15 protein-coding genes, 2 tRNA genes and 2 pseudogenes are annotated in these 19,599 nt (G+C 62.9%); 5 read left to right on the top strand and 14 right to left on the bottom strand.

The window, feature by feature from the left end; all coding sequences use genetic code 11:
• The first annotated feature begins 35 nt into the window (after window positions 1-35).
• The 4 genes from ACF8Q6_RS14395 (at window position 36) to ACF8Q6_RS14380 (ending at window position 3,120) form a co-directional block, all read left to right on the top strand.
• Window positions 36-122 (top strand) — tRNA-Leu (locus tag ACF8Q6_RS14395).
• 88 nt (window positions 123-210) lie between these two features.
• Window positions 211-297 (top strand) — tRNA-Leu (locus tag ACF8Q6_RS14390).
• 244 nt (window positions 298-541) lie between these two features.
• Entirely contained in the window at window positions 542-1,555 is a 1,014-nt protein-coding gene (locus ACF8Q6_RS14385) for an extracellular solute-binding protein (protein ID WP_003249550.1), read from the top strand.
• The gene (locus ACF8Q6_RS14380; protein WP_003249548.1) at window positions 1,555-3,120 is read left to right on the top strand and encodes an iron ABC transporter permease; all 1,566 of its coding nucleotides are present in this window, start codon (window positions 1,555-1,557) and stop codon (window positions 3,118-3,120) included. The genes ACF8Q6_RS14385 and ACF8Q6_RS14380 overlap by 1 nt, the downstream gene beginning before the upstream one ends.
• Window positions 3,121-3,204: 84 nt before the next feature.
• On the opposite strand, the gene ACF8Q6_RS14375 is transcribed toward ACF8Q6_RS14380, so the two are convergent.
• The 14 genes and pseudogenes from ACF8Q6_RS14375 to ACF8Q6_RS14310 form a co-directional block, all read right to left on the bottom strand.
• Window positions 3,205-3,672, bottom strand: coding sequence for a DUF2867 domain-containing protein (locus ACF8Q6_RS14375; protein WP_392490131.1), 468 nt, complete (start codon window positions 3,670-3,672; stop codon window positions 3,205-3,207).
• A gap of 179 nt (window positions 3,673-3,851) precedes the next feature.
• Window positions 3,852-4,397, bottom strand: a pseudogene (locus ACF8Q6_RS14370) (methyl-accepting chemotaxis protein); the annotation flags it as partial.
• A 360-nt stretch (window positions 4,398-4,757) separates the two neighbouring features.
• Window positions 4,758-4,970: pseudogene (locus tag ACF8Q6_RS14365) on the bottom strand (methyl-accepting chemotaxis protein); the annotation flags it as partial.
• Window positions 4,971-6,125: 1,155 nt separating this feature from the next.
• Window positions 6,126-7,418, bottom strand: coding sequence for an adenylosuccinate synthase (locus ACF8Q6_RS14360; RefSeq protein ID WP_003249542.1), 1,293 nt, complete (start codon window positions 7,416-7,418; stop codon window positions 6,126-6,128).
• Between the two features lie 56 nt (window positions 7,419-7,474).
• Window positions 7,475-8,662 carry an ATP phosphoribosyltransferase regulatory subunit gene (locus ACF8Q6_RS14355; protein WP_161774314.1) on the bottom strand — a complete coding sequence of 396 codons (1,188 nt, stop codon included), beginning with the start codon at window positions 8,660-8,662 and terminating at the stop codon, window positions 7,475-7,477.
• Window positions 8,663-8,963: 301 nt separating this feature from the next.
• A complete protein-coding gene (gene hflC, locus ACF8Q6_RS14350) occupies window positions 8,964-9,833 on the bottom strand; it encodes a protease modulator HflC (RefSeq protein ID WP_003249538.1) in 870 nt (289 codons plus the stop codon).
• The gene (gene hflK / locus ACF8Q6_RS14345; protein ID WP_003249536.1) at window positions 9,833-11,014 is read right to left on the bottom strand and encodes an FtsH protease activity modulator HflK; all 1,182 of its coding nucleotides are present in this window, start codon (window positions 11,012-11,014) and stop codon (window positions 9,833-9,835) included. The genes hflC and hflK overlap by 1 nt, the downstream gene beginning before the upstream one ends.
• 96 nt (window positions 11,015-11,110) lie before the next feature.
• On the bottom strand, window positions 11,111-12,412 hold the full coding sequence (gene hflX / locus ACF8Q6_RS14340; RefSeq protein ID WP_003249534.1) for a ribosome rescue GTPase HflX: 1,302 nt from the start codon (window positions 12,410-12,412) through the stop codon (window positions 11,111-11,113).
• Between the two features lie 12 nt (window positions 12,413-12,424).
• The gene (gene hfq, locus ACF8Q6_RS14335) at window positions 12,425-12,685 is read right to left on the bottom strand and encodes an RNA chaperone Hfq (RefSeq protein ID WP_003249532.1); all 261 of its coding nucleotides are present in this window, start codon (window positions 12,683-12,685) and stop codon (window positions 12,425-12,427) included.
• 94 nt (window positions 12,686-12,779) lie between these two features.
• A complete protein-coding gene (gene miaA, locus ACF8Q6_RS14330) occupies window positions 12,780-13,751 on the bottom strand; it encodes a tRNA (adenosine(37)-N6)-dimethylallyltransferase MiaA (protein WP_392493145.1) in 972 nt (323 codons plus the stop codon).
• Between the two features lies 1 nt (window position 13,752).
• Window positions 13,753-15,651 (bottom strand): DNA mismatch repair endonuclease MutL, encoded by a 1,899-nt coding sequence (gene mutL / locus ACF8Q6_RS14325; RefSeq protein ID WP_004577531.1) that lies wholly within the window; start codon window positions 15,649-15,651, stop codon window positions 13,753-13,755.
• Window positions 15,651-17,081, bottom strand: a complete 1,431-nt coding sequence (locus ACF8Q6_RS14320; RefSeq protein ID WP_014754620.1) for an N-acetylmuramoyl-L-alanine amidase — start codon at window positions 17,079-17,081, stop codon at window positions 15,651-15,653. Before ACF8Q6_RS14320 ends, mutL begins: the two co-directional genes overlap by 1 nt.
• Before the next feature lie 11 nt (window positions 17,082-17,092).
• Entirely contained in the window at window positions 17,093-17,566 is a 474-nt protein-coding gene (tsaE, locus tag ACF8Q6_RS14315; protein ID WP_003249523.1) for a tRNA (adenosine(37)-N6)-threonylcarbamoyltransferase complex ATPase subunit type 1 TsaE, read from the bottom strand.
• Window positions 17,554-18,414: an NAD(P)H-hydrate dehydratase gene (locus tag ACF8Q6_RS14310; RefSeq protein ID WP_003249520.1), complete on the bottom strand. Its 861-nt coding sequence runs from the start codon at window positions 18,412-18,414 to the stop codon at window positions 17,554-17,556. The genes tsaE and ACF8Q6_RS14310 overlap by 13 nt, the downstream gene beginning before the upstream one ends.
• A gap of 65 nt (window positions 18,415-18,479) precedes the next feature.
• On the opposite strand from ACF8Q6_RS14310, the gene queG reads away from it, so the two are divergent.
• Complete coding sequence (gene queG, locus ACF8Q6_RS14305) at window positions 18,480-19,544, top strand: tRNA epoxyqueuosine(34) reductase QueG (RefSeq protein ID WP_014754621.1); 1,065 nt, start codon at window positions 18,480-18,482, stop codon at window positions 19,542-19,544.
• Window positions 19,545-19,599 lie beyond the last annotated feature (55 nt).

Raw genomic sequence — 19,599 nt, 5'->3', positions numbered from 1 at the left:
CGACGCTGTAAAGCATCAAGTAACCTCGAATGTGTGCCCAGGTGGCGGAATTGGTAGACGCGCTGGTTTCAGGTATCAGTGACCGCAAGGTCGTGGAAGTTCGAGTCTTCTCCTGGGCACCAAGTATTTTCAAGTAGCAGATGACCAAGGATCTGTTACTACTGTGTGAAAGCGAACGATAGTCGCCTTCTACAGATGATGTAAAGCTTTGCCCAGGTGGCGGAATTGGTAGACGCGCTGGTTTCAGGTATCAGTGACCGCAAGGTCGTGGAAGTTCGAGTCTTCTCCTGGGCACCATACAAAAACCCACTAGCTTGCTAGTGGGTTTTTTCTTGCCTGCGTTTTTTGTACCCCCTCCCACGATACGCGCACGTCGTAGGAGCGGGTTCACCCGCGAAGAGGCCCGTACAGGCAACACACGCCCAGCCCCCCCCCCTTGCACCATGGTCTGACCATGAATTTCTCGTCACCCGGCCACTTGAGAAACAATTTCGTTTACCATTGTTTCCAAATATGTAGCCGTAAGCGAGGAAGTACCCGCATGACGATCCGCCCGCAACCGCTGATGCGTACCCTGGCCGCCGCAGTGCTGAGCCTGGTCATCGGCGCTCCGGCCGCCATGGCAGACGCACCGGTCACGCTGACCATGTACAACGGTCAGCACAAGGAAATCGGCGAAGCCATTGCCAAGGCCTATGAGGCCAAGACCGGCATTCACATCGACATTCGCAAAGGCAGCAGCAACCAGCTGGCCAGCCAGATCATCGAGGAAGGCGACCGTTCGCCAGCCGACATCATCTATACCGAAGAGTCCCCGCCCCTGAACAACCTGGGCGAGCTGGGCCTGCTGGCCAAGATTGACGACGCCACGTTGAACATGATGCCCAAGGAGTACGTTGGCGCCAACGGCACCTGGATGGGTATCACCGCCCGTACGCGCATCGTGGTGTACAACCCGAAGAAAGTCGACGAGAAAGACCTGCCAACCACGGTGATGGACTTCGCCAACCCTGAGTGGGAAGGCCGCGTCGGCTACGTCCCTACCAGCGGTGCGTTCCAGGAGCAGGCCGTGGCCATTCTGAAGATGCACGGGCGTGAAGCCACCGAGGAATGGTTGACCGGCCTGAAAGCCTTCGGCAAGACCTACACCAACAACATGGTCGCCCTCAAAGCCGTGGAAAAAGGTGAAGTGGCTGCGGTACTGGTGAACAACTACTACTGGTACGCGCTTGAACGCGAACGCGGCAAGCTGGACACCAAGCTCTATTACCTGGCCGACGGCGATGCTGGCAACCTGGTCACTATCTCCGGCGCAGGCGTGGTCAAGGCCAGCAAACACCCGAAAGAAGCCCAGGCCCTGCTCAACTGGATGGCCAGCGAAGAAGGCCAGCGCGTGATCACCCAGACCACCGCCGAGTACCCGCTGCACAAGGGCATGGTTTCTGACCGCGGCCTGAAGCCGTTCGACGAACTGCGCCCGCCGAAGATCTCGCCAGCTGACCTGGGCAATGCCGAGGAAGCCATCGAGCTTGAGCGTGAGGTCGGCCTGCTCTGATGACTGCCGCCCTGTCCGAACCGGTGCCGGTACGCTTCGTACCGCGCCGCAAGCGCCCTTCCATCTGGGTAGTGCTGCCTGTGCTGTTCCTAGTGGCAATGAGCTTGCTGCCACTGGCTTATGTCGCCATCAAAGCCTGGGAGGCCGGCTGGCGCGAAGCCTTGCACCTGCTGTGGCGGCCCTTTGTCTGGGGGCTGATGCGCAACACCCTGATGCTGATGGTCGGGGTGACGCTGACCTGCATGGTGGTCGGCCTGGCACTGGCCTGGCTGCTGGAGCGCAGCAACCTGGCCGGCCGCCGGTTGTGGGGCGTGGTGCTGTGCCTGCCATTCGCCGTGCCGTCGTTCGTCAGCAGCTTCACCTGGGTGTCGCTAAGTTCGGACTTTGAAGGCCTGGGCGGCGCGATCATGGTCATGGCCCTGTCCAAATACCCGCTGGTGTTCCTGCCCGTTGCCGCGACCCTGCGCAACCTCGACACGTCGCTGGAGGAGTCGGCACGCACCCTGGGTTGCAGCCGCTGGGGGGTGTTCAGCAAAGTCACCCTGCCGCTGCTGTGGCCGTCGATGCTCGGCGGTGCGCTACTGATTGCCCTGCATATGCTGGTAGAGTTTGGCGCATTGTCGATCCTCGGCCTGCAAACCTTTACCACGGCGATCTACCAGCAGTTCGAACTGGAGTTCAGCAACGCCAACGCGGCCATGCTGTCTGCCGTGCTGCTGGCGATGTGCCTGGCAATGCTGTGGCTGGAACTGCGGGTGCGCGGCAAAGCCCGCCATGTACGCATCGGCCAGGGCGTAGCGCGCCGTGCGCAACCGGTGCGGCTGCGCGGCTGGGCGGTGCTGGCGCAACTGTTCTGCGTGGGCCTGGCGGTGCTGGGCAGCGGCATTCCGCTGGCGATGCTCGGTTACTGGCTGAGCGTGGGTTCGTCGGCGGCATTCCCGGTGGCGGCCATCTCGAAGGCGTTGTTCACCTCGCTGTCGGTGTCGCTGGGCGGTGCCGGCTTCTGTGTGCTGCTGGCTCTGCCTATCAGCTTTTTGGTGGTGCGCTACAAAGGCCGCCTGGCGATTTGGGCTGAGCGTCTGCCCTACCTCCTGCACGCCCTGCCCGGCCTGGTGATTGCCCTGACCCTGGTGTTCTTCGCCCTGCACTACGTGCCGGCGCTGTACCAGACCACGGCCTTGCTGCTGTTGGCCTATGCGCTGCTGTTCCTGCCGTTGGCGCAATCACCGGTGCGCACCGCGCTGAACAAGGCTTCACCGACGCTGGAAGAAGCCGCACGCACGCTAGGCGCGAGCAGCTTTGCCGCGTTCTGCCGGGTGACCTTGCCGATCATCTTCCCGGCCATGGCAGCGGCCTTTGCACTGGTGTTCCTGGATGCCATGAAGGAGCTGACGGCTACCCTGCTGCTCAGCCCGACCGGCATGACCACCCTGGCCACCGAAGTGTGGGCGCATACGGCCAATGTCGAGTTCGCGGCGGCGGCGCCGTATGCGGCGCTGCTGATCGTGGTGTCGGGGTTGCCGGTTTACTTGCTGACTACGCGGATGTATCTGAACAAGGCATGAACTTCTTCGCGGGTTTGCCCTCAGGTACAGCACTGGTCTCAGGGCCTGCGCTGTACCTGTGGGGGCTCGCCGGTGATCAGGCCATCAGATGTTACGCAGCATGCGCCGCACAATTGGCCCATGGGCCTTGCCGACCGGCAACATGTAAAGCCGGCCGAAGGTGTTGAAGCACTGCACCGAGGTGGTCACGCCCAAGCGCTGACCCCCCTCCCCCTGATCATCTAGATCCACACTCACCATTACAGCCAGGTGCGTATCACGCGAGGTCAGGACCAGTTGCTGGTCGCTGATGGCCTCGACAGTGAAGAAGTCCAGGCGCTCACCGACGGCTGGCACATGCGTTGGATCGCCGCGAGAGAAGCCGTGGATATCGGCGACATTGAAACGGCGTGAGATGAAGTCGCGAATGCGGAAGGCCCGGGCCAGCCAGCCGGGGACGTCCGAGGTCATGGCGCAGTAGGCTTGCAGGGCGGTCATCGGGTCAGTGAGCCGTACGCTGTCACTGTGCAGGAAATTCAGGTCGGCCTGGGCGGCGATTAGCTGGGCGGACATGAGCAACTCCTTTTGCCATGTGTCGCCGACAGCATAGCAACACCGCTCAGGTGTGGGAGCGGCCTTGTGTCGCGAAAGGGCCGCATAGCGGCCCCGGCAATTTCCGCGTTTATGCAACAAACCTGGGGCTGCTATGCAGCCCTTTCGCGACACAAGGCCCACAAAGGACCGCGCAGGATTCAGGCCCGGAACTGGCCCAGGCTGGCGCGCAGCTGAGCCGCCAGATCATCCAGCACCTTGCTACTGGCCGTGGTCTGCATCACCACCTCAGCCGAGCGTTCGGCCTGGGCATGGATGTTCTCCACCCGCCCCCGCACCGCCTGAGCGCCATGGGCCTGTTGTTCGGCAGCGCGAGTCGCCAAACCAATGGCCGCGTGCACCTGCTCCACGGCCGCCTGCACCGACTGCTGGCGGCGTTCGTTGTCACGCAGCACCAGCAACCCTTCACTGGCCTTGAGCCCGGCCTGGCTGATGGTGGCCACGGCTTCCTTGGCGCCCTTCTGCAGCGCAGCGATATGGGCCTGGATATCCCCGGTGGAGCTCTGCGTCTTGCTCGCCAGTGCCCGTACCTCATCGGCCACCACGGCAAAACCACGCCCGGTTTCACCCGCACGGGCTGCCTCAATGGCAGCGTTCAGGGCCAGCAGGTTGGTCTGTTCGGCAATCCCGTGAATCACCGTCAGCACCACTTCGATCTGCTCGCTCTGCTTGGCCAGGCGCTCGATCACCTGGGAGCCGGCATCCACCTGCCCAGCCAGGTTCTCGATCAAACCGGCAAGCTGGGTCGAGGTGCGGCTGTTTTCATCGGTCGCCTGGCGGATATCCACCACTTGCTGCAACGCCGCCTGCATCGCATGACTTTCGGCTTGTGCTTCATCAGCCATGCTCGACAGGTCGCGCAGGCTCGCCGCTACTTCGTCGCGCTGCAACGCGGCGGCAGCATCGGCACCGGCATTACGCTGGGCCATCGCGCCAATCTCGACACCAGTGCGCTGCGCCACTTCACCCGCCTCGCGCACAATAGGCTGCAACTTGTCGACAAAGCGGTTCACTGCTGAGGCCATGTCGCCGATTTCATCTCGGCTGTCGAGCGGCACGCGCTTGGTCAAGTCACCTTCGCCGGCCGCCAAGTCATCGAGCGCGGCAATCAACAGGCGCAGCTTGCTCAGTACCCGGCGGCCTAGCACCAAAGCCACCACTACCAGCACCCCGAGGCCGACCAGCACCAGGCCCAGACCGATACGCCAGCGCAGCTCTGCAGCAGCATCGCGCACGGTTTGCGCGGTATTGGCCTGCATGGCAGCAGCACTGCCCTGCGCCTTCTCCAGGCGCTCACGCAGGGTTTTGCCGCTGTCGGCTGCGGCCCCCACCAGGCTGTCGCCAACCAGTTGCTCACCGCTGGCAATCAGCGCCGCGAAGCGCTGGTCCAAGGCCTTGAGCTCCTGGTCGATGCCCGCCGTGGAAACCCCCATCACCACCTTGCCGATTTCTGCGCCATTGGGGTTGATCGAAGCTTCGACAAAGTACACCGCCGGGTCGTGTCGGGCGGCATTGATCACCTTGTCCAGCGCACGCTCGCCCTGGCCCTTGTCCATCAAAGCCTGGTTGATCGGATTTTGCCGGTTCAGGTACCGGGTCAGGTGCTGGCCCTGTGCATCGTCGTAAACCACGAACAGCACGTTGGGGTTGCGCTGGGCACGCCGGGCAAAGTCGGAGAGCACTGGCACATCGTTGTCCCAGATCGCCCGCGGGGCAACCGAAGCCAGCAGTTCGGCCATGTCGTTGGCGGAGTCCTTGAGGTTCTTTTCCAGGGTGCTGCGCAGTTGCTGCTGTTCGCTTTGCAGGCGCTCCGACAACCCTGCGCTCAGGCGCTGGCGGGTACTGCTGGACAGGCCGTCGAGCCCAGAGCGCACATCTTGCCCGGCTTGCTCCAGATCGCTTGCGAGTTGGCGACTGTCATTACCCAGTCGCTCGCCAAGTTCAGCCTCCAGGGCGGTGACTGTGCTTCGGGTGAGCGCAACGGCAACCAGCACCTGCACCAAAAGAGCGATACCAAGGGCAACAAACACAGGCCGCAAGAGGCGGCTTCGTAACAGTGAGAGGATGGCAGACACGGTGTAACCCTCGTGTTTTCTGGCGCCACTATTTTGATGGCATCTACAGAAACTTCTTACAGCAAGGGTTGTGCCGTAGGCAGCAGGGAAATGCGCCAAGGTCTAGCAAAGGGTTTTCGTGTGCAGGCCCATTCGCGGGTAAACCCGCGCCTACAACGGCCTGTGCCCAACCACCGTTGTGTGCCCACACCCAATCAGTGTAGGAGCGGGTTTACCCGCGAATACGGTAGCGGCGGCAATGGTGGATTACCGGTGGATTGGCCAGCGCCGGCATACCCACAAATGAAAACGCCGCGGCCCTTATCAGGGCCACGGCGTCAGATCAGCCTGGAGGGCAGATCAGGCGAACGGATGACGCAGCACGATGGTCTCGTTGCGGTCCGGGCCGGTCGAAATGATGTCGATCGGAGCGCCAACCAGCTCTTCGATACGCTTGATGTAATCACGCGCAGCTTGCGGCAGCTCTTCCAAGGTTTTCACACCCAGAGTCGACTCGCTCCAGCCTGGCATCTCTTCGTACACCGGCTCCAGGCCAATGTAGCTGTCGGCATCGGAAGGCGCGTCGATGACGGCACCGTTCTCGTTCTTGTAGCCAACGCAGATGTTGATGGTTTCCAGGCCGTCCAGTACGTCCAGCTTGGTCAGGCAGATGCCCGAGATGCTGTTGACGTCGATGGCGCGACGCAGAATCACGGCATCGAACCAGCCGCAACGACGGGCACGGCCGGTGGTGGAGCCGAACTCGTGGCCACGCTTGGCCAGGGTAGCACCAGTCTCGTCGAACAGTTCGGTCGGGAACGGACCGGAACCTACGCGAGTGGTGTAGGCCTTGGTGATGCCGAGGATGTAGTCGAGGTACATCGGGCCGACGCCGGAACCGGTGGAAATACCGCCAGCCGTGGTGTTGGAGCTGGTGACGTACGGGTAGGTGCCGTGGTCGATGTCCAGCAGCGAGCCCTGGGCACCCTCGAACATGATGTCCTTGCCGGCGCGACGCAGGTTGTGCAGCTCGGCGGTGACGTCGAGCATCATCGGCTTGAGCTGTTCGGCGTAAGCCATGCACTCGTCCAGCGTCTGCTGGAAGTCGATGGCTGGCTCTTTGTAGTAGTTCACCAGCTGGAAGTTGTGGTAATCCAGCAGCTCACCCAGCTTGGCTGCGAAACGCTCGCGGTGGAACAGATCACCCACGCGCAGGCCGCGACGTGCCACCTTGTCTTCGTAAGCTGGGCCGATACCACGGCCGGTGGTGCCGATCTTGGCTTCGCCACGGGCTTTTTCGCGGGCCTGATCCAGGGCCACATGGTACGACAGGATCAGCGGCGCAGCCGGGGAAATGCGCAGGCGCTCGCGCACCGGTACGCCTTTCTCTTCCAGCTTGGTGATTTCACGCATCAGTGCATCCGGGGCAACGACCACGCCGTTACCGATCAGGCACTGTACGCCTTCACGCAGGATGCCGGACGGAATCAGGTGCAGAACGGTCTTTTCACCGTTGATCACCAGGGTGTGACCCGCATTGTGGCCACCCTGGTAGCGCACTACGGCGGCAGCATGTTCGGTCAGCAGATCGACGATCTTGCCTTTGCCCTCATCACCCCACTGGGTGCCCAGGACGACGACATTCTTACCCATTACATTGGTCCTCATTCACGCAAACTTGGTTGCCGGCCTGTCGCCGACGCAGAAACTCACTGGGTCAGCGGCAGAACCTGCCAGCGCCCGTCTTGCTGAATCAATTGCCGATCACAATCCGCCTCGAGAGCAGCACTCAACGGCTGGCCAGGCAGAGCCTGAACCACACGCTGGCCCTCGTTGCGCAACTGGCAGACTTGCTGCCAGAGGGCCGCATCGCCACTGTCCGGCATCCAGATGCCGCCAGTTGGCAATACGACCTCCGCTCGCCCCAGTGTGACCAGGGTCTTCAAATCCGTGGAGAAACCAGTGGCCGGGCGCGCCCGGCCAAAGTCGGCGCCGATATCGTCGTAGCGCCCGCCCTGGGCGATCGATTGGCCTTCGCCTGGCACGAACACGGCGAACACCACGCCCGTGTGGTAGTGGTAGCCACGCAGCTCGCCGAGGTCGAAGTACAGCGGCAGGTCCGGGTAGCGCGACGCCAGGCGATCAGCGATCGCCAGCAGGTCGTCCAGCGCCGCCAGCACGCTGGCCGGGGCGCGACCGAGGCGCACGCGGGCTTCAGCCAGTACTTCACGACCACCGCACAGCTCGACCAGGGCGCGCAGCATGCTGCCCAGGTCTTTCGGCAGGTCGGCGGTCAGCGCCTGCACTTCATCGACAGCCTTGCGTTGCATGGCGTCGAACAGCTGCTGTTCGACCGCGCCGGACAGGCCGGCGGCACGGGCCAGGCCGCGGTAAATACCGACGTGGCCCAGGTCCATGTGCACATCCGGCACATCGGCCAGTTGCAGCGTGGCGAGCATCAGGCTGATGACTTCGACGTCGCTGGTAGGGCTGGCATCGCCGTACAGTTCGGCACCCAGCTGGATCGGGCTGCGCGAGGTGGACAGGGCACGCGGCTGGGCGTGCAGCACGCTGCCGGCATAGCACAGGCGGCTCGGGCCCTCACGGCGCAGTGTGTGCGCATCGATACGCGCTACCTGCGGGGTGAAGTCGGCGCGGAAGCCCATCAGGCGGCCGGACTGCGGGTCCACTACCTTGAAGGTGCGCTGATCCAGGTCCTGGCCGGCGCCGGTAAGCAGCGACTCCAGGTACTCGATATGCGGGGTGACGACCAGTTCGTAGCCCCAACTCTGGAACAGGTCCAACACCTGGCGGCGCGCGATCTCGATGCGCGCAGCCTCAGGTGGCAGTACTTCCTCGATGCCATCTGGCAGCAGCCAGCGGTCTACCGTTGCCATTACGCCATTTCCCCTCTGGTCCGGGCGGCTTGCCAGCGGGCAAACCGTCAGAAAAGCCGGTATCGCGCACAGCAGCGGGCAGCACTGATCCCAGCGCAGCCACCGTACCCGACACCCTCAAATTGCCTTGCGAGCTGACCAAACCGTCAACCGGCGCTGAGCCAATCAACCTTGCAGACGCAAAAAAGCCGGGAAATTTCCCGGCTGCCTCATCATACACCCCTTTTCATTCAGGATGCACCCCGCCTGGTGCATTAGCTGCCAGGCGGGGGGCCGCTGCATGAAAATCAGGGCCTGAGCATCACGGCCTGCTCTTGTCCAGGTAACGGAAGAATTCGTTCTTCGGGTCCAGGACCATCACGTCGCTCTTGCTCGAGAAGCTCTCGCGGTATGCCTGCAGACTACGGTGGAACGCATAGAAATCAGCGTCCTGGCTGTAAGCCTTGGCATAGATAGCGGCCGCTTGGGCATCACCATCACCACGGGTTTCTTCTGCTTCGCGATAAGCCTCGGCCAGCAGCACACGGCGCTGACGGTCGGCATCGGCACGGATACCCTCAGCCAGCTCGTTACCCTTGGCACGGTGCTCGCGGGCTTCACGCTCACGCTCGGTGCTCATGCGGTCGAACACGCTGCGGTTGACTTCCTTCGGCAGGTCGATGGCCTTGACGCGCACGTCGACCACCTCGATGCCCAGTTCCTTGCTCGCCATGCGGTTCAGCGATGCAGTGATGTCAGCCATCAGTGCATCACGTTCACCGGAAACCACTTCGTGCAGGGTACGTTTACCGAACTGGTCGCGCAGGCCACTTTCCAGACGACGCGACAGACGCTCGTCGGCGATCTGCTTCATGCCGGACGTGGCGGTGTAGAAGCGTTCAGCGTCCTTGACGCGCCACTTGGCGTAGGCGTCGACCATCACCGCTTTCTTCTCCAGGGTCAGGAACCGCTGGGTAGGCGCGTCGAGTGTCATCAGCCGGGCGTCGAACCTGCGCACCTGGTTCACGTACGGAATCTTCACGTGCAGGCCTGGCTGAACATCCGCCTGGACCACCTTACCGAAACGCAGCAGTACCGCCCGCTCGGTCTGGGACACGATGTAGAAGCTGTTCCAGGCCACAATGGCCAGGACCACGGCGGCGATCAGGGCGATCAGCGATCTATTGCTCATCAGCGGCTCTCCCTAGTACGCAGCGGCTGCTGTTGCTGTTGCATGTCCTGCGCGGCACGAGCGGCCGCATCGTTAGCCGATGGCGACGCGCTGGTGGTTGGCACGGACGGCTTGCGGCTGCCTTCGACCATCTTGTCCAGCGGCAGGTAGAGCAGGTTGCTCTGCCCGTCCTTGGTTGCCACCATGACCTTGCTCGAGTTGCTGTAGACCTCTTGCATGGTCTCCAGATACAGACGCTCACGGGTTACGTCAGGTGCCTTGCGGTACTCGGCAAGCAGCTTGGTGAAGCGGTCTGCCTCACCCTTGGCGCGGGCAATGACTTCGTCGCGGTAACCATTGGCATCCTCGATGATGCGCTGGGCCTGACCACGGGCTTCCGGCACCACGCCATTGGCATAGGACTCGGCCTGGTTGCGGGCACGCTGCTCGTCTTCGCGGGCGCGGATCACGTCGTCGAAGGCTTCCTGCACTTCACGCGGGGCTGCCGCGCTCTGTACGTTGACCTGGGTAACGGTGATACCGGTGCGGTAGTTGTCGAGGAAGCGCTGCAGGCGTTCGCGGATATCCACGGCCATCTGCTCACGACCCTCGGTCAACACCTGGTCCATCGAAGTGGAACCCACCACGTGGCGCAGGGCGCTGTCGGTCGCGTGCTGCAAGCTCACCTCAGGCTGGTCGACGTTGAGCACGAAGTCCTGCAGGTTGCTGATCTTGTACTGGACGGTCAGCGGCACCTCGACGATGTTCTCGTCTTCGGTCAGCATCTGGCCCTGCTTGGTGTAGGCACGCTCACGCGTGACGTTTTCCATGTACTTGCGATCAATCGGCGGGAAGTAGATGTTCAGGCCGGGACCGACCGTCTCATAGTACTTGCCGAAGCGCAGCACAACCGCCTGCTCCTGCTCGTCGACCACATACACGGCGCTGTACAGCCAGATTGCAGCCAGCACCGCCAGGCCGATGCCCAGCAGGCCCAGGCCACCGCCCTTGCCGACATTGCGATCACCGCCGCCACGTTTCTTGCTGCCGCCGAACATGCCATTCAGGCTGTCCTGCAGTTTGCGGAAGGCCTCGTCCAGATCCGGTGGACCTTTCTTGTCACCACCGCCGCCACCGCCACCGCGGCGGCCGCCCCAGGGATCCTGATTGTTCGAGTTGCCACCCGGCTCGTTCCAAGCCATAGCGCTCTCCATCTGATAAAGCAAAGACGCGCCCACGGCGCGCCGTCCAATGCTACAGAATGCCTGTCACTGCTGCCCGGCGACCTCGACGAGCATTTATTGCAAAGTGTGTTGCTGGACAAACACTTGCGGCTCCATGCCTTCGCGGCTGACCAGGCGATTCAGTTCGACCATGGGCAGTCGCACGCTCAGCAGGCTGCGCCCTTCTTCATCATGCTCTTCACTCTGCACGGCACCCAAGGCAAAGAATTGCGCGCGCAAGCGGGCAAAACGCTGCTCCAGGCACAGGGTACCGACAAACAGATCATCCCCCAGCAACTCGGCAACCGCCTGGCCAACCAGCTCCAGGCCACGCCCATCGCGTGCCGATACCCAGACCCGTTCCGGCTTGCCATCGGCATTGCGCTGGATCTGTGGTTCGACATCTTCGAGCAAGTCGAGTTTGTTGTACACCTCCAGGATCGGCAACCCCTCGGCACCAATCTCGCCCAACACCGCCAGCACCTGCTCGATCTGCTCCATGCGCTCTGGCTCATGGGCGTCGATCACATGCAGCAACAGGTCGGAGTTGCTCGACTCTTCGAGCGTAGCCCGAAATGCCTCGACCAGCTTGTGCGGCAGGTGGCGAATGAAGCCTACGGTATCGGCCAGCACGATCGGCCCCAGGTCGTTGAGCTCGAGCCGGCGCAGGGTCGGGTCGAGGGTGGCGAACAACTGGTCCGCGGCATACACCTCGGATTCGGTCAGGGCGTTGAACAGCGTGGACTTGCCGGCGTTGGTATAACCCACCAGCGACACCGAGGGGATATCCGCGCGCTTGCGCCCGCGACGCGCCTGCTCACGCTGGCTGCGCACTTTCTCCAGGCGTGACTTGATCTGGCGTATACGCACCCGCAACAGGCGGCGGTCGGTTTCCAGCTGGGTTTCACCCGGGCCGCGCAGGCCGATACCACCTTTTTGTCGCTCAAGGTGAGTCCAGCCGCGCACCAGCCGCGTGCTCATGTGCTCCAGCTGGGCCAGTTCGACCTGCAGCTTGCCTTCATGGGTACGCGCCCGTTGGGCGAAGATATCGAGGATCAGCCCGGTACGGTCGAGCACACGACACTCGAACACACGTTCAAGGTTGCGCTCCTGACTGGGCGTGAGGGTGTGATTGAAAATCACCAGGTCTACCTGTTCGGCATGGACCAGATCGTGCAGCTCTTCGACCTTGCCACTGCCAATCAGGTATTTGGCGGAAGGCTGATGCCTTGTCACCGTGACCAGCGAGACGATGTCGGCACCGGCCGACAATGCCAACTCCTGAAACTCCTGCGGGTCTTCGCGCGCCTCAGGGTTCTGACCTTCTAAGTGAACGAGCAACGCCCGCTCACCACCACCGTGGCGCTCAAAGAACAATGCAGGCTCCTATCAGGCGTTGCCTGGCTCGCTGTCGCCGTGCTCGCTGTCGGTCGGGCTTGGCAGGCGGACTGGACGGGCCGGAACTACGGTCGAGATGGCGTGCTTGTAGACCATCTGGCTGACGGTGTTCTTCAGCAATACCACGAACTGGTCGAACGATTCGATCGAGCCCTGCAGTTTGATACCGTTGACCAGGTAAATGGACACCGGGACCTTTTCTTTTCTCAAGGTGTTCAAGTAAGGGTCTTGTAGCGAATGCCCTTTTGACATATGCCGCACTCCTGTAAGGATAAATAATAGAAAATCAATAAAATCGATAAATTAGGCCGCCCCTTCGCAAGAATAGACGGCAATCAGCAGGGACTCAGCTCAATATGGAGATGGCCCCAAGGTATTTCAAGGTGCGGGACAGATTGTCGCAGGCCAGGCTGTCAAGCCAGTGCACGTCAGGCCAGCCACGCAACCAGGTGAACTGCCGCTTGGCCAGCTGCCGGGTAGCGATGATACCGCGTTCACGCATCTCATTCTCAGTCAGCTTGCCATCCAGGTAATCCCAGACTTGCCGATACCCCACTGCCCGTATAGACGGCAGCCCGGCGTGCAAGTCACTTCTGGCTCGCAGCGATCGGACCTCGTCAACGAAGCCCTGTTCCAGCATCTGCGAAAATCGTAACGCAATTCGCTGATGCAAAATGTGACGATCTGTAGGAGCAATCGCCAAACTGGCGACAGTATAGGGCAAATGTCCGCCGGCGCCTGCGTCTGCGCCGCGACTTTCCGCGAATTGACGCCGACGATGAGCTGTCATGCTCTCGCCGCTCACCCGGTATACCTCCAAGGCCCGGATCAGCCGCTGCGGGTCATTGGGGTGGATACGTGCCGCGGACTCCGGGTCCACTTCGGCCAACTGGCGGTGCAGCTCGGCCAGGCCCAGGGCTTCAGCCTGCGCTTCCAGCTCGGCGCGCACCGTCGCATCGGCGGCCGGCATATCGGCCAGGCCATCGATCAACGCCTTGTAATAGAGCATGGTGCCGCCGACCAGCAGCGGGATCTTGCCGCGCGCGGTGATCTCGGCCATGGCCTCCAGCGCGTCGGCACGGAACTGCGCGGCGGAATAGCTCTGGGCCGGGTCGCGAATGTCGATCAGCCGGTGCGGGTGAGCAGCGAGGATTTCTTTCGACGGCTTGGCCGAACCGATATCCATGCCACGGTACACAAGTGCCGAATCGACGCTGATCAGTTCACACGGCAGCACCGTGGTCAGTTCGATGGCAAGATCGGTCTTGCCGGCCGCCGTCGGACCCATCAGGAATATTGCAGGGGGCTTGCCGCTCATTTCATCGACCGCGCAGGAAAAGTTTGTCCAGATCGTCCAGGCCCATCTGAGTCCAGGTAGGACGGCCATGGTTGCACTGGCCGCTGCGCTCGGTGTTTTCCATGTCGCGCAGCAGGGCGTTCATCTCGGGAATTGCCAGGCGCCGGTTGGCGCGCACGGCACCGTGGCAGGCCATGGTACCGAGCAGTTCGTTGAGGTGCGCCTGAATGCGATCACTGGTGCCGTACTCCATAAGGTCGGCAAGCACGTCCTGCACCAGGCGGTTGGCTTCAGCCTGCTTGAGCAAGGCCGGGATCTGGCGAATCGCCAGGGTCTCAGGGCCCAGGCGCTGCAATTCGAAGCCCAGGCGCTGAAACCACTGTGCATGCTCTTCGGCACAGTCGGCTTCACGCTGGCTAAGGGCCAAGGTTTCAGGCACCAGCAGCGGCTGGCCGCTCAGACCCTCGCTGGCCATGGCCACCTTGAGGCGCTCGTACATTATCCGCTCGTGGGCGGCGTGCATGTCCACCAGCACCAGGCCAACAGCGTTCTCGGCCAGGATGTAGATACCCTTGAGCTGCGCCAGGGCATAGCCTAGCGGGGGAATGTCGCCCTGGCTTTCGGGCAGTGCCGTCGCAGGCGCTGCACCGGTTTCCAGCGGTTTATAGAACTCGCGATACACCGCCTGCGCCTCTGCGGCCGGCAGCGGCTGTGAGGGACGTGGGGTGTATTGATACTGGTAACCGGCGCCACTGCCACCATTGGAAAACGACTGTTGTGGGGCTCGAGGCTGTTCAAGCACCGGCGAGGCCAGGCGCATTTCACCCTGAGGCCCGAACTCACCGGCCTGCTGGCCCGTGGGACGAACCAGCTCAGGTACGGCAGCAGGCGCGGCCAGCTGGTCTTCCGGACGTACATCGGCCAAGGCACGGTGCAAGGTGCCATACAGGAAGTCATGCACCGAGCGCCCTTCACGGAATCGCACTTCATGCTTGGTAGGGTGCACGTTCACATCGACGCCGTTGGGCTCCAGCTCCAGGAACAGCACGAACGTGGGGTGACGGCCGTTGAACAGCACGTCCCGGTAGGCCTGACGCACGGCATGGGCGACCAGTTTGTCGCGCACTGCCCGGCCATTGACGAAGAAGTACTGCAGGTCTGCCTGGCTGCGCGAGAACGTCGGCAAGCCGACCCAGCCCCAAAGGCGCAGGCCGTTGCGCTCGACGTCGATCGGCAGTGCCTGCTCCATGAAGCCCGGGCCGCAGATGGCACCCACCCGCCGTGCACGGGCGGTTTCGTCGTGGGCCTCGTGCAGGCTGAGGATGCTCTTGCCATTGTGGCGCAGGTGGAAGCCGACATCGAAACGGGCCAGCGCCAGCCGCCGGATCACTTCCTGCAAGTGATCGAATTCGGTTTTCTCGGCTTTGAGGAACTTGCGCCTGGCCGGGGTATTGAAGAACAAATCGCGCACTTCCACCGAGGTACCGACCGGGTGCGCCGCCGGCTGCACGCGCGGCGTCATGTCACGGCCTTCGGTTTCTACTTGCCAGGCCTCACTGGCACTGGCGGTACGCGAGGTCAGGGTCAGGCGCGCCACCGAACTGATCGAGGCCAAGGCCTCGCCACGGAAGCCCAGGCTCAATACCCCTTCAAGGTCTTCCAGCTCGCGGATCTTGCTGGTGGCGTGTCGGGCCAGGGCCAGCGGCAGGTCGTCGGCAGAAATGCCGCTGCCATCGTCCCGCACCTTGAGCAGTTTGACGCCGCCCTGCTCGACTTCGATATCGATGCGCCGGGCACCGGAGTCCAAGCTGTTTTCCAGCAGTTCCTTGGCTACAGACGCCGGCCGCTCGACAACCTCGCCGGCAGCAATCTGGTTGGCCAGCCGCGGGCTGAGCAGCTGAATTCGCGAACCGCCACTCATCATTGCGCAGCCAAGGTTGTGGCGGGTACATCCAGGCGCTGGCCAACCTTCAGCTCATCGGTCTTCAGGCTGTTGATGCTGCGCAGACTGGCCACACTGACCTGGTAACGCACGGCGAGCATCGCCAGGGTTTCGCCAGGGCGCACGGTGTGTTCACGCGGGCCGGCGGCGATCTTGCCGGTGTCACGCAGCCAGGCGATGTAGGTGCCAGGTGGCGGGTTCTGCTGGAAGTACTGGTGCACCCCAGTGCGGATCGACCGGGCCAGCGCCTGCTGGTGGCTGGAGGAGGCCAGTTTGGCTGCTTCGTTGTTGTTCGAGATGAACCCGGTTTCAACGAGGATCGACGGAATATCCGGCGACTTCAGCACCATGAACCCGGCCTGTTCCACACGCTGCTTGTGCAACGAAGTGACACGCCCCATGTTGCCCAATACCTTTTGCCCCACGTTGAGGCTGGAGCTGAGCGTAGCGGTCATCGACAGATCAAGCAGCACGCCCGCGAGCATGCGGTCCTTGTCGTCGAGGCTGACATTACCCGCACCACCGATCAGGTCAGAACGGTTTTCCGTGTCGGCCAGCCAGCGCGCCGTCTCGGAGGTGGCGCCACGATCGGACAGGGCGAACACCGAGGCGCCAAAGGCTGCGCGCGACGGGGCCGCGTCGGCGTGAATCGAAATGAACAGGTCGGCGCCTTTCTTGCGGGCGATTTCCGTACGCTTGCGCAGCGGGATGAAGTAATCACCGGTGCGGGTCAGCTCTGCACGGAAACCTTTTTCGCTGTTGATCTGACGCTGCAGCTCCTTGGCGATCTGCAACACGATGTCTTTTTCGTGCTGGCCACGCGAGCCGGAAGCGCCAGGGTCTTCGCCGCCGTGCCCGGCATCGATGGCAACCACAATGTCACGCTTGCCACTGGGTACCGGTGGCAGCTTGATCGCCGGCTGGGTCGGCGTCACCGGCACCGCGGGCGTTGTCGCAGGCGTTTGTACCGGGGCCGGCGCAGGTGGCGGCGCGCTGGCCGCGATAGCGTCAGCCTCCTGGTCATACAGGTCGACCACCAAGCGGTTGCCGTACTGTGCATTGGGCGCCAGGGTGAAGCTTTTCGGGGTAACCGACTTTTTCAGGTCGACCACAACCCGAAGGTCGGTTGGCGTACGCTGAGCCGAACGCACACTGCTTATCGGCGTGTTGGAGGTGGCCACATTCAGTGGCGCGGCCAGTGTTGCGCCATTGATGTCGATGACCAGGCGATCGGGTGCGCTCAGGGTGAAGACACTGTGCTGCACGGGGCCAGACAGGTCGAAGACCAGCCGCGTGTTGTCCGGTGCGCGCCACAGGCGCATGCTCTTGACTTGAGTGACGGCCAGAGCCTCAACGGTCACCGTTGTCAGCAGCAGCCCAACGATGGCGACCAGTGCGCGTATGCGCATACCTACCCCACTTACTGTTTATAGTGTTCGGCCAGTGCCACGCACCAGGCCTCGCCGCGAGCCCCCTGCGGCGAAAGGTTCAGCGAGCGTCCACTCGCTTGGGGGCTTATGGTAATGGTCAGGTCAGGCTTTGGCAAAACGCCCGCACCCTTTTGTGGCCATTCGAACAGGCACAGCGGGTCGCCCTCGAAATAGTCACGAATGCCCATGAACTCAAGCTCCTCCGGGTCGACCAGGCGATACAGGTCGAAGTGAAAGGCTCGGACCTCGCCGATTTCATAGGGTTCGACCACGGTGAACGTCGGGCTTTTCACAGCCCCAGTATGGCCCAGACCGCGGATCAGGCCACGCGACAGGGTTGTTTTACCCGCGCCCAGGTCGCCCTCGAGGAAAATCACGCCGCGACCGCCGGTCACCTCGGCCAGCGCTGCACCGAATTTGACCGTGGCCTCTTCATCGGCCAGAAACAGATTTAAGCCAGACACGCAGAATGCTCCTCCAACAACTCACGAATGACCGGCGCCAGATCACTGGCCGCCAGGCCTCTACCTTTTTTCCCAAGGCGCTCGCCGGCACAGGCGTGCAGCCACACCCCCAGACAGGCTGCGCCCCAGGCATCCAGGCCTTGGGCCAACAGGGCTGCCAGCACGCCAGTCAGCACATCGCCCAGGCCGGCGCCGGCCATCGCCGGGTGCCCGCGCTCGCACAACGCCAGCTGCCCGCTCGGGGCTGCCACCAGGGTGCCGGCACCTTTGAGTACACAGACGCTGTTATAACGGCGCGCCAGCTTGCGCGCAGCACCAGGGCGGTCGGCCTGTACGGCCTCAGTGGCAATGCCCAGCAGCCGCGCCGCCTCCCCCGGGTGCGGAGTAAGGATGCTGCCACTGGGCAGGGCCAGCGGGGTTCGCGCCAGCAAATTCAAGGCATCGGCATCCCACACTTGCGGCCGCTCGGCGTTGGCCACCGCCGACAACAGGCTGCAGCCCCACGCCGCCTGCCCCAGGCCGGGCCCGACCACCAGGACCGAGGCGCGCTCCAGCACACCCATCAGTTGGTTGGCCGAACGGACACCCAGGCACATGACCTCGGGCAGGCGCGCCAGGCTGGCCGACACGTGCTCGGGCCGGGTTGCCACGCTGACCAGCCCGGCGCCGCAACGCAGGGCGGCTTCGGCACTGAGCAACACAGCGCCTCCGGTACCCAGGTCGCCACCGACCACCAGTACATGGCCAAAGTCGCCTTTGTGGGCATGCGCCTGCCGCGCCGGCAGGCGGGCAACCGTCACGCTGCTGAGCAATTGTGGGGCATTACTGGGGTGTTTGGTCTGCGGCATGGGGTCAAAGGCTCCAATGTCTGGCAGAATTATACGCACCTGAGCCCGTATTGCCTTGCCCATCCATGTCCGCCTCTACACCTGACCTCGCCCAACTGGCCCAATCGATCAAGATTTGGGGCCAGGAACTCGGTTTTGCCCATGTTGGCATCGCCGGGGTCGACCTTGGCGAACACGAACACCACCTGCAGCGTTGGCTCGACGCCGGTTATCAGGGTGAAATGGAATACCTGGGCGCCCACGGCAGCAAAAGGTCACATCCCGACCAGCTGATCCCCGGCACGGTACGCGTGGTCTCGCTACGTATGGACTACCTGCCCGGCGACACGCAGATGGCGCAGCGCCTTGCCCAGCCCGAGAAGGCCTACGTGTCACGCTACGCGCTTGGCCGGGACTACCACAAGCTGGTGCGCAAGCGCGTGCAGTTCCTCGCCGACCGCATCCAGGAAGCCATCGGCCCGTTCGGCTACCGCGCCTTTGTGGACAGCGCCCCGGTACTGGAAAAAGCCCTGGCCGAACAGGCTGGGCTGGGCTGGATCGGCAAGAACACGCTATTGCTCAACCGCAAGGCGGGTAGCTACTTCTTCCTTGCCGAACTGTTCGTCGACCTGCCGTTGCCGGTGGACGAAGCCACCACCAGCGAGCACTGCGGGCGTTGCCAGGCCTGCCTGGACATCTGCCCGACACAAGCGTTTGTCGGGCCCTATGTGCTGGATGCGCGACGCTGTATCTCGTACCTGACCATCGAGCTGAGGGGCGCGATCCCTGTCGAGTTACGCGCAAAGATGGGCAACCGGGTGTTCGGTTGCGACGACTGCCAGATCGTCTGCCCCTGGAACCGCTTTGCCAAGCACAGCCAGGAGCAGGATTTCCAGCCACGGCATGGGCTGGAAAATACCGACCTGGCGGCGATGTTCCTGTGGGATGAACGCACCTTCCTGCGCAAGACCGAGGGCGGGCCTTTGCGGCGTGCGGGGTACGAGCGGTTCTTGCGCAACCTGGCGGTGGGGTTGGGCAATGCGCCCTCCACGATTCCGGTGATCGAGGCGCTGAAGGCCAGGCGTGACGATGAATCTGAATTGGTGCGTGAGCATGTGGAGTGGGCGCTGGCCCGACACGGAGCTCAATAGCGACCAGCCTCAGAGCATGCGCCATCCTTGTGGGAGCGGGCGCGCCCGCGAAGCA

Source organism: Pseudomonas sp. GLN_2, from assembly GCF_043106005.1.
GTDB lineage: Bacteria > Pseudomonadota > Gammaproteobacteria > Pseudomonadales > Pseudomonadaceae > Aquipseudomonas > Aquipseudomonas alloputida.
This window is presented reverse-complemented; position numbering and strand designations above follow the sequence as displayed.